10 protein-coding genes are annotated in these 16,588 nt (G+C 66.0%); 7 read left to right on the forward strand and 3 right to left on the reverse strand.

Going from position 1 to position 16,588, the window contains the following annotated elements:
- Positions 1-14 precede the first annotated feature (14 nt).
- Complete coding sequence (locus tag GGR43_RS09295) at positions 15-3,383, forward strand: PAS-domain containing protein (RefSeq protein ID WP_188071688.1); 3,369 nt, start codon at positions 15-17, stop codon at positions 3,381-3,383.
- Positions 3,384-3,546: 163 nt separating this feature from the next.
- Here GGR43_RS09295 and GGR43_RS09300 read toward each other — a convergent pair whose 3' ends face one another.
- On the reverse strand, positions 3,547-4,197 hold the full coding sequence (locus GGR43_RS09300) for a response regulator transcription factor (RefSeq protein WP_188071689.1): 651 nt from the start codon (positions 4,195-4,197) through the stop codon (positions 3,547-3,549).
- Positions 4,197-6,137 (reverse strand): acetate--CoA ligase, encoded by a 1,941-nt coding sequence (gene acs, locus GGR43_RS09305; RefSeq protein WP_188071690.1) that lies wholly within the window; start codon positions 6,135-6,137, stop codon positions 4,197-4,199. Before acs ends, GGR43_RS09300 begins: the two co-directional genes overlap by 1 nt.
- A 191-nt stretch (positions 6,138-6,328) precedes the next feature.
- Here acs and GGR43_RS09310 point away from each other — a divergent pair, with 191 nt between their 5' ends.
- Positions 6,329-7,777 carry a DcaP family trimeric outer membrane transporter gene (locus tag GGR43_RS09310; protein ID WP_188071691.1) on the forward strand — a complete coding sequence of 483 codons (1,449 nt, stop codon included), beginning with the start codon at positions 6,329-6,331 and terminating at the stop codon, positions 7,775-7,777.
- A gap of 47 nt (positions 7,778-7,824) precedes the next feature.
- Positions 7,825-9,495 carry an MFS transporter gene (locus tag GGR43_RS09315; RefSeq protein WP_188071692.1) on the forward strand — a complete coding sequence of 557 codons (1,671 nt, stop codon included), beginning with the start codon at positions 7,825-7,827 and terminating at the stop codon, positions 9,493-9,495.
- A 291-nt stretch (positions 9,496-9,786) separates the two neighbouring features.
- On the opposite strand, the gene acnB is transcribed toward GGR43_RS09315, so the two are convergent.
- Positions 9,787-12,372, reverse strand: coding sequence for a bifunctional aconitate hydratase 2/2-methylisocitrate dehydratase (gene acnB, locus GGR43_RS09320; RefSeq protein ID WP_223177373.1), 2,586 nt, complete (start codon positions 12,370-12,372; stop codon positions 9,787-9,789).
- Positions 12,373-12,942: 570 nt separating this feature from the next.
- Here acnB and acnA point away from each other — a divergent pair.
- The 4 genes from acnA (at position 12,943) to GGR43_RS09340 (ending at position 16,584) form a co-directional block, all read left to right on the forward strand.
- The gene (acnA, locus tag GGR43_RS09325; protein ID WP_188071693.1) at positions 12,943-15,612 is read left to right on the forward strand and encodes an aconitate hydratase AcnA; all 2,670 of its coding nucleotides are present in this window, start codon (positions 12,943-12,945) and stop codon (positions 15,610-15,612) included.
- 137 nt (positions 15,613-15,749) lie between these two features.
- Positions 15,750-15,995 (forward strand): type II toxin-antitoxin system ParD family antitoxin, encoded by a 246-nt coding sequence (locus tag GGR43_RS09330; RefSeq protein WP_188071694.1) that lies wholly within the window; start codon positions 15,750-15,752, stop codon positions 15,993-15,995.
- Entirely contained in the window at positions 15,988-16,278 is a 291-nt protein-coding gene (locus GGR43_RS09335; RefSeq protein WP_188071695.1) for a type II toxin-antitoxin system RelE/ParE family toxin, read from the forward strand. Before GGR43_RS09330 ends, GGR43_RS09335 begins: the two co-directional genes overlap by 8 nt.
- A gap of 45 nt (positions 16,279-16,323) precedes the next feature.
- Positions 16,324-16,584, forward strand: coding sequence for a CBU_0592 family membrane protein (locus tag GGR43_RS09340; protein WP_188071696.1), 261 nt, complete (start codon positions 16,324-16,326; stop codon positions 16,582-16,584).
- Positions 16,585-16,588: the final 4 nt, after the last annotated feature.

The following is a 16,588-nucleotide window of genomic DNA, read 5'->3' on the forward strand; positions in this document are numbered from 1 at the left end:
GATAGAGGGGAAGGATGAGGGGCCTCATACCGTTTCTCGCGGCCGCCGGTTATGCGGCGATGCTGTTCCTGCTCGCCGCGCTGGCCGAAAGGCGGCGGACGCGGCTCGACGCCTCGCGCCTGCGCCTGCCCGCCTATGCGCTGGCGCTGACCGTCTATTGCTCCAGCTGGACCTTTTTCGGCGCGGTCGGCAGCAGCGTCGCCGAAGGGTGGAACTACGCGCCCATCTATCTGGGCCCGGCGCTGCTCTACCTGCTCGCCCCCCGCTTCCTGCGCGCGCTGGTGCGCGAGGTGCAGGCGGAAGGGGCGTCCTCCATCTCCGATTTCATCGGCTCCCGCTTCGGCAAGAGCCGGGGCGTGGCGGCGCTGGTGACGCTGCTCGCGCTGTTCGGCTCCATCCCCTATCTGGCGCTGCAATTGCGCTCGATCGGCACCGGCTATGCGATGATCGCCGGGCCGGAATCGGTGTCGGCGGGCAACCCGGTGATGCCGATGATGGTCGCCGCCGCGCTGCTCGCCATCTTCGCCATCGCCTTCGGCACGCGCCGCTATGTCGCGTCCAGCCGCAGCGAGGCGGTGCTCTACGTGATCGCGGTCGAATCGCTGGTGAAGCTCGCCGCGCTGACCATGGTCGGGGTGTTCGCCGCGCTGCTGTTCCTGCACGCGCCCGCGCCGGAGCGGCTCGCCGGCATGGCACAGTTCCGCCGCATCTTCGCGCCGTCGGCGATCGACGGCGATTTCCTGGTCCTCACCCTGTTGTCGATGGCGGCGGTGCTGTGCCTGCCGCGCCAATTCTATGTCGGCGTCATCGGCGCGACCCGGCCGGAGGACGTGTCCGGCGCGCGCTGGCCGTTCATCCTCTACATGGTGGTGATCGCGCTCGTCGTGCTGCCGATCAGCCTTGCGGGCATGGCGGTGCTGCCCGCGGGCATCGCGCCCGATCTGCTGGTGCTGGGCCTGCCGCTGGCGCATGGCGCGCAATGGCTGGCGTTGCTCGCCTTTCTCGGCGGCTTTTCGGCGGCGACCGGCATGGTTGTGGTGGAAACCATCGCGCTGTCGACGATGCTGTCCAACGATCTGATCGCGCCGATGATGCTGCGCCACCGCCGGATGAGCGCCGGGGCGGATCTCGGCCGGCTGATGCTGAACGTGCGCCGCGTGGGCATCGTCGCGGTGATGGGGGCGGCGCTGGGCTATGCCTGCATGGTCGCGGAAAGCGAGCGGCTGGCAGTGATCGGCCTCACCGCCTTCGCCGCGATGGCGCAGTTCGCCCCGGCGCTGATCCTCGCCGTGCGGCGCGGCAACCGGGATGCGGCGGCGGCCAAGGCGGGGCTGCTGACGGGCCTCGCGGTCTGGGGCTATACGCTGTTCCTGCCCGAATTGCTGACCCGCGACCTGCTGCGCCCGCTGGCCGGGACGCTGCTCGATCCGCTGGGGCTGATGGGGATGAACGGCCTGTCGCCGATCACCCATGGCACGCTGTGGAGCCTGGGCGCCAATCTCTTCGCCTTCGCGCTCGTCTCCGCGCGCGGGGTGCGGGCGCCGCTCGCCACCGGCTTCGGCCGCAATCCGCGCATCGCAGAGGCGCGGACCGTCGGCGACCTGATGGACATGGCGGCGCGCTTCGCCGGGCGGGAGGAGGTGCGCAACGCCTTCGGGCCGGATCGGGACAGGACCGCCGCCATCGGCCGCCGCGACGCGCGCCTCGCCGAGCGGCTGATCGCCGGGGTGATCGGTGGCCCGTCGGCGCGGCAGATCATGGCCTCGGCGCTGTCGGGCGCGCGGCTGGGCGTGGCGGATATCGCGCGCCTGCTCGACCAGTCGGCGCAGAGCCTGCATTTCTCCAAAGGGCTGCTCGCCGCGACGCTGGAGAATATCGACCCCGGCGTCAGCGTGATCGACCGCAATCTGCGCCTGATGGCATGGAACAGCCGCTATCTGGAGCTGTTCGATTATCCGCCCGAACTGGTCTATGTCGGCGCGCCGGTCGCCGACCTGATCCGCTATAATGCCGAGCGGGGCGAATGCGGGCCGGGCGAGGTCGATGCCCATGTCGAAAAGCGGCTCGACCATATGCGGCGCGGCACCGTCCACAGCTTCGAGCGGGTGCGGCCGGGCGGGCGGGTGCTCAAGACCGTGGGCGGGCCGATGCCCGACGGCGGCTATGTGATGTGCTTCACCGACATCACGGCGGAGGCGGAGGCGCGCGCCGGGCTGGAGCGGGCGCGCGCGGAACTGGAAAGCCGGGTCGAGCAGCGCACGCAGGAACTGCGCGACGCCAATGCGCAATTGTCGCGGGCGGACGCGGAAAAGACGCGCTTCCTCGCTGCCGCGAGCCACGACCTGTTGCAGCCCATCCATGCCGCGCGGCTGTTCACCGCCGGGCTGGACCGGCAATTGCCGGAAAATCTGCGCCCGCTGCTGGGCGGCATATCCGGCTCGATCGAGGCGGCGGAAAGCCTGTTGCGGGCGCTGCTCGACATATCGAAGCTGGACGCGGGCGGCATCCAGCCGCAGCCGACCCGCTTCGCGCTGCGGCCGCTCCTGCTCGAACTGGCGGAGCTGTTCGCGCCGCAGGCGGCGGCCAAGGGCCTCTCGATCCGCGTGGCCCCCGGAGATGCGATGGTGGAAACCGACCGCGCGCTGCTCCATTCGATCGTGCAGAATTTCCTCTCCAACGCGGTGCGCTACACGGTGCGCGGCGGCATCGTGCTCGGCGTGCGGCGGCGCGGCGGGCTGGCGCGGGTCGAGGTCTACGACAGCGGCCCCGGCATCGCCGATCAGGATCAGCGGCGGGTGTTCCGAGAGTTCGAGCGGCTCGGCAATGGCGACGATGCGGGCATCGGCCTGGGGCTGGCGATCGTCGAGCGTACCGCGCGGCTGCTGCGCGCGACGGTCGATCTGCGCTCGGTCGAGGGGCGGGGCAGCCGGTTCGCCGTGGCGCTGGCGCGGGTGGACGGCGGGGCCGAGGCGGCTGTGGAGGAGGAAGCCGCGTCGGTCGGGCAACGGCGCGCGCGGGCGCGGCGGGTGCTGGTGATGGACGACGAGCCGGAAATCCGCGCGGCGACCTTGTTGCTGTTGCGCCAGCACGGGTTCGAGGCGCGGGCGGCGGAAAGCGATGCGCAGGCGCTCGCCTCCGCGCAATGGGCCGATGCGGCGTTCGTGGATTTTCACCTGGGCGGGCAGGGCGACGGGTTGAGCGTGATCGCCGCGCTGCGGGCGGCCAACCCGGCGCTGGCCTGCGCGCTGGTGACGGCGGACCGCTCGCCCGAAACGGCGCGGCGGTGCCGGGAGGAAGGGATAGCGCTGTTCCTGAAACCTGCGTCGCCGGATGCGCTGCTGCGCTGGCTGGGTGAGGGCGGGATGGAAAAGGCGGCGGAGTGAGGCTTCTTCGGTTGGGCGAAGCACGGACTTAAAAAAGCCGTTCGGGCTGAGCTTGTCGAAGCCCTGTCCTTGTTCTTGCCCCAAGAGAAAAGCAGCCCTTCGACAAGCTCAGGGCGAACGGTTCTGTTTGAACAAACTGCTACTCAAAGCAGCCATCAGTGTATTATTCCACCGCCGGTGGCGTAAGCCCCAGGGTACGCGCGGCCAGCACCGCCTGCGTCCGGTTGGCGACGTCCAGCTTGCGCAGGATCGCGGTCATGTGCGCCTTCACCGTCGGGATGGCGATGCCGAGGTCGTGCGCGATCTGCTTGTTGAGCCGCCCGGCCAGCACCCCGTGCAGCACCTGAAGCTGCATCGGCGTCAGCCCGGCGAGTTTGCTCGCCATCGCGTCCAGCGGCGCGTCGGCGGGGGCGGCGATGCGTTCCCCGGCGAGGGCGGCGGCGATCACCTTTTCCATCGTCGCCAGATCCTCATGCTTGCCGAGGAACCCGGTCGCGCCCAGCCGCACCGCCTCGCGCGCGCTGCCCGCGGCGTCGGCGCTCGATACGACGATGATCGGAACATCGGGCCGCTGCGCATGCATCAGCGCCACGCCCATGAAGCCTTCCGCGCCCGGCATGCGCAGGTCCAGCAGTACCAGCGCGAGTTTTTCCGCGCCCCGCGCGGCTTCCAGCGCGGCGGCAACGGTGCCCGCCTCGATGATGGCGGCCCCCGGTCTGACCCCCCTTACCGCCATGGCCAGCGCCTGACGGAAAAGGGGATGATCGTCGGCGATGAGGATCGTTTCCTCTTCGCTTGCGCTGGTTTCTGGCATCACGCCACTAGTTGACGATGTTCCAGCAGATGGTCAACCACGGACGGATCGGCGAGCGTGGAAATGTCGCCCAGATTGCCGATATCGTCCTCGGCGATCTTGCGCAGGATGCGGCGCATGATCTTGCCGGAGCGCGTCTTGGGCAGCGCGGGGGCGAACTGGATCACGTCCGGCGTCGCGATCGGGCCGATTTCGTGCCGCACCCACTGGATCAGCTCGCGCCGCAGCTCCTCGGTCGGTTCCTCATGCGCATTGAGGGTGACATAGGCGTAGATGCCCTGGCCCTTGAGCGGATGGGGCATGCCGACCACCGCGGCTTCCGCCACCTTGGCATGGGCGACCAGCGCACTTTCGATCTCCGCCGTGCCCATGCGGTGACCGGATACGTTGATGACGTCATCGACCCGCCCGGTGATCCAGTAATAGCCGTCCGCGTCGCGGCGGCAGCCGTCGCCGGTGAAATATTTGCCCGGATAGGTGGTGAAATAGGTCTGGAAGAAGCGCTCATGATCGCCCCAGACGGTGCGCATCTGCCCCGGCCAGCTGTCGGTGATGCACAGATTGCCGTCGGTCGCGCCGTCCAGTACCTTGCCGTCGGCATCGACGATCTGCGGTTTCACCCCGAACATCGGGATCGCCGCGCTGCCGGGCTTGAGCGGGGTAGCGCCGGGCAGCGGCGTCATCATCGTACCGCCGGTTTCGGTCTGCCACCAGGTGTCGACGATCGGGCAGCGCTCCTCGCCGACGACATGATAATACCATTCCCATGCCTCCGGGTTGATCGGCTCTCCGACCGAGCCGAGCAGGCGCAGCGACTTGCGGCTGGTCTTCTTCACCCACTCGTCGCCCTCGCGCATCAGCGCGCGCAGCGCCGTGGGGGCGCCGTAGAAGATATTGACCTGATATTTGTCGACGATCTGCCAGAAGCGGCTGAAATCCGGGTGGTTGGGCACGCCCTCGAACATCACCGTCGTCGCCCCGTTGGCGAGCGCGCCATAGACGACATAGGTGTGGCCGGTGACCCAGCCGACGTCCGCCGCGCACCAGAAGATGTCGCCGGGGCGATAGTCGAACACATATTCATGCGTCATCGACGCCCAGACGAGATAGCCGCCGCTGGTGTGCAGCACGCCCTTGGGCTTGCCGGTGGAGCCGGAGGTGTAGAGGATGAACAGCGGATCCTCGGCGTTCATCGGCTCGGCCGGGCAATCGGGCGAGGCCGCCGCGATCGCCTCGTCATACCAGATGTCGCGGCCGTCCTGCATCGCGATGGTGCCGCCGGTATGGCGGACCACCAGCACCTTCGACACGCTGCCGCAATTCTTCAGCGCCTCGTCGACATTGGCCTTGAGCGGCACGCGCTTGCCGCCGCGCAGCCCTTCGTCGGCGGTGATGACCAGCTTCGAGTCGCAATCCTCGATCCTTCCACCGAGGCTGTCGGGCGAGAAGCCGCCGAACACGACCGAATGGATCGCGCCGATCCGCGCGCAGGCGAGCATCGCGAAGGCCGCATGCGGGATCATCGGCAGATAGATGGTGACGCGGTCGCCCTTGCCGACGCCATTGGCCTTCAGCGCGTTGGCGAGGCGGCTCACTTCCTCATGCAGCTCGCGATAGGTGATGCGCCGCTCGGCGCCGGGGCTGTCCGGCTCCCAGATGATCGCGACTTCGTCCGCGCGCTCGGCCAGATGACGGTCGATGCAGTTGGCCGCGACGTTCAGCTCGCCGTCCTCGAACCATTTGATGCCGAAATCGGCCTCGTTGAACGAGGTGTTCTTCACCTTGGTGAAGGGCTTGATCCAGTCGAGTCGCCGGGCCTCGCGCCGCCAGAAGCTGTCGGGATCATTGGCGGCCTCGGCATAGAGGGCTTCATAGCGGGCGCCATCGATCTTGGCGTTCGCTGACCATTCCTGCGGCACAGGATAGATCGCATCGCTCATTTTAGTCTCTCCTAATATCCTGCCCCGTCTTAGCAGGCGGCGGCAACACCCGACACCAATACTAAGGTCTATGGTGGCCATCTACCAAGGTCTATCTGGCTAAACCGCTTGCCGGAAAGGCATGTTTCCATCCTGTCGCGCGACATTCGCCCCTTCAGACGGCGAGGCGCGCGACGCTCAGGAGAGAGAGGATGGCCAAGGTGTCTATCGCAACGCAAATCAAAGGGGGTGCGCCGCCGCACCGGCTTCTGCTCGCCGGGGCCGCGCTGATCGCGCTCTGTCCGCTGCCCGTCCATGCGCAGACGGGCAGTCAGGCGGAGCTGGAGGCGCGGCTGCGTCTGCTGGAACAGGCGGTCGCCGACCTGAAGGCGGAGCTCGCCACGGCGCGGGCGGAGCAGGCGCAAGGGCAGACGCAGGTGCAGCAGCAGGTCGCCACCCAGGCGCAGCAGGCGCAGGCGGTGGAAACGCGCGTCGCCGCCGTAGAGGCGCGGCCGGCGCCGCCCGCCGAAGGGTTCAAGGTCGGCAGCACCACCTTCAAGCTCGGCGGTTTCGTCAAGGTCGTCGCCAGCGCCACCCGCTACAGCGATGGCGCGGTCGATACCGGCGCGCTCGGCAAGGAATTCCACCTGCCGCAGCAGATTCCGGTCGGCCAGAATTTCAGCAGCCACGACATGGTCGGCCATGCGCGCCAGACGCGGCTGGTCTTTTCCTCGGCGACGCCGGTGGGCGGCAAGGACCTCAAGTCGCTGATCGAGTTCGACTTCGCGCTGGCCGCCGCGCCCGTGGGCGCGCAACGCTCGACCAACCCCTATACGCCGACGCTGCGCCGCGCCTTCCTCAGCTACGGCAACTGGCTGATCGGGCAGGAATGGACGACCTTCCAGAACCCGGCGCTGTTCCCGGAAAGCACCGATTTCATCGGCGCCACCGACGGGTCGATCTTCGTGCGGCAGATGATGGTGCAGTACAGGCAGCCGCTCGGCAACGGTCTGGCGCTCATGATCGCGGCGGAAAATCCGCAGACCGAGACGCTGGCGAGCACTTCGGCGAGCGGCGCCTATGTCGACAACGATCATGACCGCCTGCCCGATTTCGTCGCCAAGCTCGGTTATTCGGGCGGCCTTGGCGAGCTGCATCTCGCCGGGATCGTGCGCAGGCTGACGATGGAGAATATGGGGTACGACACGTCGGCCACGGGCTGGGGCGTCAGCGCGGGCGGCAAGATTCCGTTCGGGCCGGACAAGCGCCACGACCTGCGCTTCACCGCCACCTATGGCAAGGGCATGGGCCGCTATCTCGCGGTCGGCTATGTCGCCGATGCCGCCTATGACGCGACGGGCGCCACGCCGGACCTGCGCCCGATCGGCAATTTCGCGGGCTTCGCCGCGCTGAAGCTGGGCTGGACGCCGACGATCCGCTCCTCCTTCATCGCCTCCTATCAGGATGCGGACTATCCCGGCGGCATCGTCATCCCCGCGCTGGCCAACAAGCGGGCGTGGAGCCTTGCCGGCAACCTGTTCTGGTCGCCGGTGAAGAATCTCGATGTCGGCATCGAATACCGCCATGGCGAGCGCGAGATTGTCGGCGGCGCCAAGGGGCAGATGGATCGCGTGGAAATGGCGGCGAAATATACGTTTTGACAGGCGCGCCCGCCGCAAGGAAACAGATATGGACAAGGAGAGGGACTATGGCCACGGTCTATGAAGACAGCCTGCCCCAGCATCATGAGGCAACGCAGAACGAGAAACTCGTCATCGCCGCCTCTTCGCTGGGCACGGTGTTCGAATGGTATGATTTCTATCTTTACGGATTGCTGGCGACCTATATTTCGCAGCAATTCTTTTCCGGGGTCAACGAGACCACCGGCTTCATCTTCGCGCTTGCCGCCTTCGCCGCCGGTTTCGCCGTGCGGCCGTTCGGCGCGCTGGTGTTCGGGCGGATCGGCGATCTGGTCGGGCGCAAGAACACCTTCCTCGTGACGATGGGCATCATGGGCCTGTCGACCTTCGCGGTCGGCCTGTTGCCCTCCTATGCCTCGATCGGCATCGCCGCGCCGATCATCCTGCTGATCATGCGTCTGTTGCAGGGGCTGGCGCTGGGCGGCGAATATGGCGGCGCGGCCACCTATGTCGCCGAGCATGCGCCTAACAACAAGCGCGGCCTCTATACCAGCTGGATCCAGACCACCGCGACGCTGGGCCTGTTCGCGGCGCTGCTGGTGGTGATCGGCATCCGCCTCGCCATGGGCGAGGAAAGCTTCGCATCATGGGGCTGGCGCCTGCCGTTCCTGATCTCGATCGTCCTGCTCGCGGTGTCGATGTGGATCCGGCTGCAACTCAACGAAAGCCCGGTCTTCAAGAAGATGAAGGAGGAGGGCAAGACCTCCAAGGCGCCGCTGACCGAAGCCTTCGGCCAGTGGAGCAATTTGCGCTGGGTGCTGATCGCGCTGTTCGGCGCGGTCGCGGGGCAGGCGGTGGTCTGGTATTGCGGCCAGTTCTACGCGCTGTTCTTCCTCGAAAAGACGCTGAAGGTCGATGGCGCGACGGCGAACATCCTGATCGCGATCGCGCTGGCGCTGGCGACGCCTTTCTTCGTCATCTTCGGCTGGCTGTCCGACAAGATCGGCCGCAAGCCGATCATCCTGGGCGGCTGTTTTCTGGCGGCGATCGCCTATTTCCCGCTCTACGGCGCGCTGACCGGCGCGGCCAACCCGGCGCTGGCCCATGCGCAGGCCGCCGCGCCGATCACCGTCAGCGTGAATCAGGAGGAATGCTCGTTCCAGTTCGATCCGGTGGGCCGGAACAAGTTCGACAGCACCAGCTGCGACATCGCCAAGGCGTGGCTGGCGAAGGCGGGCGTCGATTATCATAACGCCGAGGGGGCTGTGGGGGCCGCCGCGCAGGTGCGGGTCGGCGACACATTGCTGACCGCGCCCGATCCCAAGGCGTTGTCGGGCGAGGCGCTGACGACCGCGATCGCCGGTTTCCAGGGCGAGATGAAGGCGGCGCTGGCCGATGCGGGCTATCCCGCCAAGGCCGACGACGCGCAGATGAACAAGGTGGCGGTGGTCGCGATCCTGTGGGCGCTCGCGATGCTGGTGACGATGGTCTACGGCCCGATCGCCGCGATGCTGGTGGAACTGTTCCCCAGCCGCATCCGCTACACCTCGATGTCGCTGCCCTATCATATCGGCAATGGCTGGTTCGGCGGCTTCCTGCCGACCACCGCCTTCGCGATGGTCGCGGCGACCGGGAACATCTATTACGGCCTCTGGTACCCGGTGGTCATCGCCGCGCTGACGGTGGTGGTCGGCCTGCTGTTCCTGCCCGAAACCTTCCGACGGAAGATCGAGGACTGACCAAAGCGAGGTTTCGCTGAATTCACCGGCGTCGGCAGCAGTGCCGGCGCCGGTTTTTTGTGGGCGTCGGGTGGTCGGGCAACTTCAAGCCCCTCCCCTTCAGGGGAGGGGATCATCAGGTCCGCTTCCAGCCGTCACCCGGCGCAGGCCGGGGCCGTGGGCCATGGTGCGCCACCTCCTGAGATGCCAGCTTCGCTGGCATGACGGATAAGATTCACCGACCGCCCAAAAGAAAACCGGCCGGAGCCCGAAGGCCCGGCCGGTTTCTCATCCGATCATCGGATCGCGGCGTTATGCGACCCGTTCGGCATATTCCTCGATCTGGTCGAAGTTCATGTAGCGATAGACCTCGTCCTTCGCTTCGTCGATCACGCCCATCTCGGCCATATATTCCTCGACCCTGGGCAGGCGGCCCAGCTTGGAGGCGACCGTCGCCAGCTCCGCAGAGGCGAGGAAGACGTTGGTGTTCTTGCCGAGGCGGTTGGGGAAGTTGCGGGTCGAGGTCGACACCACGGTCGCGCCCTCGCGCACCTGCGCCTGGTTGCCCATGCACAGCGAGCAACCCGGCATTTCCATGCGCGCGCCCGCGCCGCCAAGGGTGGAATAATGCCCTTCCTTGGTCAGTTCGGCGGCGTCCATCTTGGTCGGCGGGGCGACCCACAGACGGGCGGGGATGTCCTTCTTGCCCTTGAGCAGCAGCGAGGCTGCGCGGAAATGGCCGATATTGGTCATGCACGAGCCGATGAACACCTCGTCGATCGGCGTTTCCTGCACCTCGGAGAGGAGGCGCGCGTCGTCCGGGTCGTTCGGCGCGCACAGGATCGGCTCCTTGATCTCGGCAAGGTCGATCTCGATGATGGCGGCATAGTCCGCATCCGCATCGCCCTCAAGCAGCTGCGGATTGGCGAGCCATGCCTCCATCGCGTCGATGCGGCGCTGGAGCGTGCGGGCATCCTGATAGCCGTCGGCGATCATGTTCTTCATCAGAACGATGTTCGAGTTCATATACTCGATGATCGGTTCCTTGTTGAGGTGCACGGTGCAGCCCGCCGCCGAGCGTTCCGCCGACGCGTCGGTCAGCTCGAACGCCTGCTCGACCTTGAGGTCGGGCAGGCCTTCGATTTCGAGGATGCGGCCGGAGAAGATGTTCTTCTTGCCCGCCTTCTCGACCGTCAGCAGCCCCTGCTGGATCGCATAATAGGGGATGGCGTGGACGAGGTCGCGCAGCGTGATGCCGGGCTGCATCTCGCCCTTGAAGCGCACCAGCACCGATTCCGGCATGTCGAGCGGCATCACGCCGGTCGCGGCGGCGAACGCCACGAGGCCGGAGCCTGCCGGGAAGGAAATGCCGATCGGGAAGCGGGTGTGCGAATCGCCGCCGGTGCCGACCGTATCGGGCAGCAGCAGGCGGTTGAGCCAGCTGTGGATCACCCCGTCGCCCGGACGCAGCGCGACGCCGCCCCGGTTGGAGATGAACGCGGGCAGCTCGCGATGGGTCTTGACGTCCACCGGCTTGGGATAGGCGGCGGTGTGGCAGAAGGACTGCATCACCATGTCGGCCGAGAAGCCGAGGCAGGCGAGATCCTTCAGCTCGTCGCGGGTCATCGGGCCGGTGGTGTCCTGCGATCCCACGGTGGTCATGCGCGGCTCGCAATAGGTGCCGGGGCGCACGCCCTGGCCTTCGGGCAGGCCGCAGGCGCAACCGACCATCTTCTGCGCCAGCGTGAAGCCCTTGCCGGTGTCGACCGGGGTGGCGGGCTGGCGGAACAGGTCGGAGGCGGGCAGGCCGAGGAACTCGCGCGCGCGCGCCGTCAGCGAGCGGCCGATGATCAGGTTGATGCGGCCGCCGGCGCGCACCTCGTCGAACAGCACCTGATTCTTGAGCGCGAACTGCGCGACTTCGGCGCCGTCCTTCACGATCTTGCCCTCATAGGGATAGATGTCGATCACGTCGCCCATGTGGAGTTGCGACACATCGACCTCGATCGGCAGCGCGCCCGAATCTTCCTGCGTGTTGAAGAAGATCGGCGCGATCTTGCCGCCCAGCGTGACGCCGCCGAAGCGCTTGTTGGGGACATAGGGAATGTCCTGCCCGGTCGCCCAGATCACGCTGTTGGTGGCGGACTTGCGCGAGGAGCCGGTGCCGACCACGTCGCCGACGTAGGCGACGAGATGGCCCTTCTTCTTCAGGTCCTCGATGAACTGGATCGGGCCGCGCTTGCCGTCCTCTTCGGGCGTGATGCCGTCGCGGGCGTTCTTCAGCATGGCGAGATAGTGGAGCGGAATGTCCGGGCGCGACCAGGCGTCGGGCGCGGGGGACAGGTCGTCGGTGTTGGTCTCGCCGGTCACCTTGAACACGGTGACGGTGATTTTTTCCGGCACTTCCGGGCGGTCGGTGAACCATTGCGCGTCGGCCCAGGACTGGACGACGGCCCTGGCGTTCTCATTGCCCGCCTTGGCGAGTTCGGCGACGTCGTGGAAGAAGTCGAACATCAGCAGGGTCTTCTTGAGGCCCTCGGCCGCGACGGCGCCCACCTCGGCATCGCCCAGCAGGTCGATCAGCGGCTTGACGTTATAGCCGCCGACCATCGTGCCGAGCAGTTCGGTGGCGCGCTGGCGGCTGATGAGCGCGACCGGGAAATCGCCATGGGCGACGGCCGAGAGGAAGGACGCCTTCACATTGGCGGCGTCGTCGACGCCCGGCGGCACGCGATGGGTCAGCAGGTCGAGCAGGAATTCGGTATCCTCGCCCGCCGGAGGAGCCTTGATAAGCTCGATCAGGTCGGCGGTCTGTTGTGCCGAGAGGGGCAGGGGCGGAATGCCGAGAGCGGCGCGTTCCGCGGCATGTTCACGATAGGACTGAAGCATCGAGGACATTCGGTCGGGCTCCATGATAAGGATCAGACATTGGTGGGCCTTGCAGCCCGGCACGCGGGAGTGCGTTATTCCCATTCATTCGGCAGCGCAACATGGAATCCGGCGATTCCGGTCCCGATCGGGGCCATAGACGAAAAAGTTTCTGCACTTGATTTGCATTTGAAATAAGGCTTCGTGCCTTCGGTCTCGCCGCTATGGACCGGGGCGGGGCAAGTATGCGAAAGACAAGAAAGACCTTTCTTGCTTTTCCGCATCTTTCCGCATCGGGGAAATCGCGGGGCCGGACCCGCCGGGCATTTGCGGACCGGTGCCGCGACCGGCGGCACATCTGCCGCGTCATTTTGCCGCTATTGGCCGAAAAGCCCTTGCAAAAGGCCGCAAATCATTGACTCCTGACCGGAGGGCATTATCTCGCAGCGGGGATGAGAGGGATCATTCCGCTTTGACCGCCGACGGATGGACAAGAGGCAAAGCAGTTGACCGGATGCCGAATTTTCGGGACGATGCTGTCTCCGTCCATCATTCCCCAGCCGGAATGGCCCAAGCGCTTTAGCGATGGAGACACATCACATGACTGCAATCGGACAGGACAGTTTGGGCACGCGCCAGTCGCTGGCGGTGGGCGGCAAGACCTACGCCATCTATTCGCTCAGGAAGGCGGCGGAAAAGCTGGGCGACGTGTCGCGCCTGCCTTTCTCCATGAAGGTGCTGCTGGAAAATCTGCTCCGGTTCGAGGATGGCGGCTTCACCGTTTCCACCAGGGATATCCAGGCGATCGTCGACTGGCAGAAGAACCCCGTCACCGGCGATGAGATCCAGTACCGCCCGGCGCGCGTGCTGTTGCAGGATTTCACCGGCGTGCCCTGCGTGGTGGACCTCGCCGCGATGCGCGACGCGATCGCCAAGCTGGGCGGCGACACCAGCAAGATCAACCCGCAGGTGCCGGTCAATCTCGTCATCGACCACAGCGTGATGGTGGACGAATTCGGCCATCCCCGCGCCTTTCAGGACAATATGGAGATCGAGTATCAGCGCAACATGGAGCGCTACGACTTCCTGAAATGGGGGTCGAAGAGCCTCGCCAATTTCTATGCCGTGCCGCCGGGCACCGGCATCTGCCATCAGGTCAATCTGGAGCATATCGCGCAGGCGGTGTGGACCAGCGTCGATGCGCAGGGCGAGACGGTCGCCTATCCCGACACCTGCGTCGGCACCGACAGCCACACGACGATGATCAACGGCCTCGGCGTGCTGGGCTGGGGCGTGGGCGGCATCGAGGCGGAGGCCGCGATGCTGGGCCAGCCGGTGTCGATGCTCATCCCCGAAGTGGTCGGCTTCCGCCTGACCGGTGCGTTACAGGAGGGCGTGACCGCGACCGACCTCGTGCTGACCTGCACCAACATGCTGCGCAACCATGGCGTGGTCGGCCGCTTCGTCGAATATTTCGGCCCCGGCCTCGCGTCGCTGAGCCTTGCCGATCGCGCGACGCTGGCCAATATGGCGCCGGAATATGGCGCGACCTGCGGCTTTTTCGGCATCGACGACAAGACGCTCGACTATATGCGCCTCACCGGCCGCGAGGAAGAGCAGATCGCGCTGGTCGAGGCCTATGCGAAGGAGCAGGGCTTCTGGATCGACCCCGCCGTCGAGCCGGTCTTCTCCTCGACGCTGGATCTGGACCTCGCCACGGTCGTCCCGACGCTGGCCGGTCCCAAGCGCCCGCAGGACAAGGTCGTGCTGCCGGAGGTGGACGACGTGTTCAACGCCGACATGGAAAGCGTCTACAAGAAGCCGCAGCAGCGCGTCGCGGTCGAAGGCAAGGATTTCGACATCGGCGACGGCGACGTGGTGATCGCCGCGATCACCAGCTGCACCAACACGTCGAACCCCAGCGTGCTGGTCGCCGCCGGTCTGGTCGCGAAAAAGGCCAATGAACTGGGCCTCAGGCCCAAGCCGTGGGTCAAGACCTCGCTCGCGCCGGGCAGCCAGGTCGTCACCGACTATCTGGAAAAGGCGGGCCTCCAGCGGCATCTCGACGCTATCGGCTTCAATCTGGTGGGCTATGGCTGCACCACCTGCATCGGCAATTCGGGGCCGCTGGCCGAACCGATCAGCAAGGCGATCAACGAAAACAACCTCGTCGCCGCGGCGGTCATTTCCGGCAACCGCAATTTCGAAGGGCGCGTGTCGCCGGACGTGCGCGCGAACTTCCTCGCGTCGCCGCCGCTGGTCGTTTCCTATGCGCTGAAGGGCACGGTGGTCGAGGATTTCACCACCACGCCGATCGGCAGGGGCGGCAACGGGCAGGACGTCTATCTGCGCGACATCTGGCCGACCAATCAGGAAGTGGCCGCCACCATCGCGGAGTGCGTCGACCGCTCGATGTTCCAGGCGCGCTATGCCCATGTCTACAAGGGCGATGCCCATTGGCAGGCGATCGACGTCACCGGATCGGAAACCTATCAGTGGCGCGCGGGCAGCACCTATGTCGCCAATCCGCCCTATTTCGACGGCATGACGATGACCCCGGCGCCGGTCGCCGATATCGTGGAGGCGAAGCCGCTGGCGATCCTGGGCGATTCGATCACCACCGACCATATTTCGCCTGCGGGGTCCATCAAGGTGGACAGTCCGGCGGGCAAATGGCTGATGGAGCATCAGGTCGCCAAGGCCGATTTCAACAGCTACGGTTCCCGCCGCGGCCATCATGAGGTGATGATGCGCGGCACCTTCGCCAATATCCGCATCCGCAACGAAATGGTCCCCGGCATCGAGGGCGGGATGAGCCGCTTCGGCGAGGAGGTGATGCCGATCTACGACGTGGCGATGAAATATAAGGAGCAGGGCACGCCGCTGGTCGTCATCGCGGGCAAGGAATATGGCACCGGCTCCTCGCGCGACTGGGCGGCCAAGGGCACCAACCTGCTGGGCGTGCGCGCGGTGATCGTGGAGAGCTTCGAGCGCATCCACCGTTCCAACCTCGTCGGCATGGGCGTGCTGCCGCTTCAGTTCAGGGAGGGGCAGAGCCGCCAGACGCTGGGCCTGACCGGCGACGACAGCTTCACCATCCTCGGCGTCGCGGACCTGAAGCCGCGCCAGGATGTCGAGGTGAAGGTGACGCGGAAGGACGGCAGCAGCTTCACCTTCACCGCGCTGTGCCGCATCGATACCGCCAACGAGGTCGAATATTTCCGCAACGGCGGCATCCTGCATTATGTGCTGCGCAAGCTGGCGGCCTGATCGGCATTTGATGGAATAATGCAATGAGGCAGGGGCACCATGCGATGTCCTGCCTCATTGCATCTTCACGCTAGAATTGCAGGTGGCATGTATTTGCGCTATATCGCACCAATAATATGATTTTTGGAGCAGAGGCGATGGGAACGGTCCGCAAGACCATTACCTTGACCGAACAGCAGGATGCATGGATCTCCGCGCAGATCGCGGCGGGCCTTTACACCAATGACAGCGAAGCGATCCGCGATCTGATCCGGCGGGAGCAGGAGCGGACTTTCGAGATGGACGCGATCCGTCGCGCCCTGATCGAGGGGGAGCAGAGCGGAGAACCCGAACCGTTCGATTTTGCGGCATTCAGAAGGCGAAAAACCGCCGAACATGGCTGAATATCGCTTCAGCCCGAGGGCGCTGCGCGATCTTGAATCGGTGTTCGATTACACGGTTGCCCGATGGGGAGTGTCTCAGGCGCTACGCTATACCGATCTTATCGAGGTCGCTTGTGCGCGATTGGCCGCCGCGCCGCATCAATCGCAGGACTGCGGCGCTATCCGGCCGGGCTATCGCCGCCATGCTGTGGAGCAGCATATGATCTATTTCCGGCCAACGGCCTATGGGATTGCGATCATCCGCATTCTGCATCAGCGGATGGACCCGGTTCGCCATATATGAAGGCGGTGCGGCTGGTTGGGAGTGGAAGGACAAAAAGGGCACAGGATGACGAATTGGCTGATCGAAATCGCCGGATGGCTGGGCGGGGGGCTTATCCTGCTGGGCTATGTGCTGGTGTCGTCCGGGCGGCTGGAGGGGCGGTCGGTCGCCTTTCAGTTGCTCAACCTGTTCGGATCGCTCGGCTTCGTCACCAATGCCGCATGGCATGGCGCGATCCCGCCGATGACGCTCAACATCATCTGGTGCCTGATCGCGCTGTGGACCCTCGCCACCCTCGCGCGGCGCAAGGGGAGGGCGCGCGCCTGACGGG

The organism is Sphingobium jiangsuense, from assembly GCF_014196495.1.
Classification (GTDB): domain Bacteria; phylum Pseudomonadota; class Alphaproteobacteria; order Sphingomonadales; family Sphingomonadaceae; genus Sphingobium; species Sphingobium jiangsuense.

Excerpts from the sequence above, each read along its gene's own strand:
- GGR43_RS09295 (WP_188071688.1), top strand. The coding sequence starts at position 15 with ATGAGGGGCCTCATACCGTTTCTCGCGGCCGCCGGTTATGCGGCGATG.
- GGR43_RS09300 (WP_188071689.1), bottom strand. The coding sequence starts at position 4,197 with ATGCCAGAAACCAGCGCAAGCGAAGAGGAAACGATCCTCATCGCCGAC.
- acs (WP_188071690.1), bottom strand. The coding sequence starts at position 6,137 with ATGAGCGATGCGATCTATCCTGTGCCGCAGGAATGGTCAGCGAACGCC.
- GGR43_RS09310 (WP_188071691.1), top strand. The coding sequence starts at position 6,329 with ATGGCCAAGGTGTCTATCGCAACGCAAATCAAAGGGGGTGCGCCGCCG.
- GGR43_RS09315 (WP_188071692.1), top strand. The coding sequence starts at position 7,825 with ATGGCCACGGTCTATGAAGACAGCCTGCCCCAGCATCATGAGGCAACG.
- acnB (WP_223177373.1), bottom strand. The coding sequence starts at position 12,372 with ATGTCCTCGATGCTTCAGTCCTATCGTGAACATGCCGCGGAACGCGCC.
- acnA (WP_188071693.1), top strand. The coding sequence starts at position 12,943 with ATGACTGCAATCGGACAGGACAGTTTGGGCACGCGCCAGTCGCTGGCG.
- GGR43_RS09330 (WP_188071694.1), top strand. The coding sequence starts at position 15,750 with ATGGGAACGGTCCGCAAGACCATTACCTTGACCGAACAGCAGGATGCA.
- GGR43_RS09335 (WP_188071695.1), top strand. The coding sequence starts at position 15,988 with ATGGCTGAATATCGCTTCAGCCCGAGGGCGCTGCGCGATCTTGAATCG.
- GGR43_RS09340 (WP_188071696.1), top strand. The coding sequence starts at position 16,324 with ATGACGAATTGGCTGATCGAAATCGCCGGATGGCTGGGCGGGGGGCTT.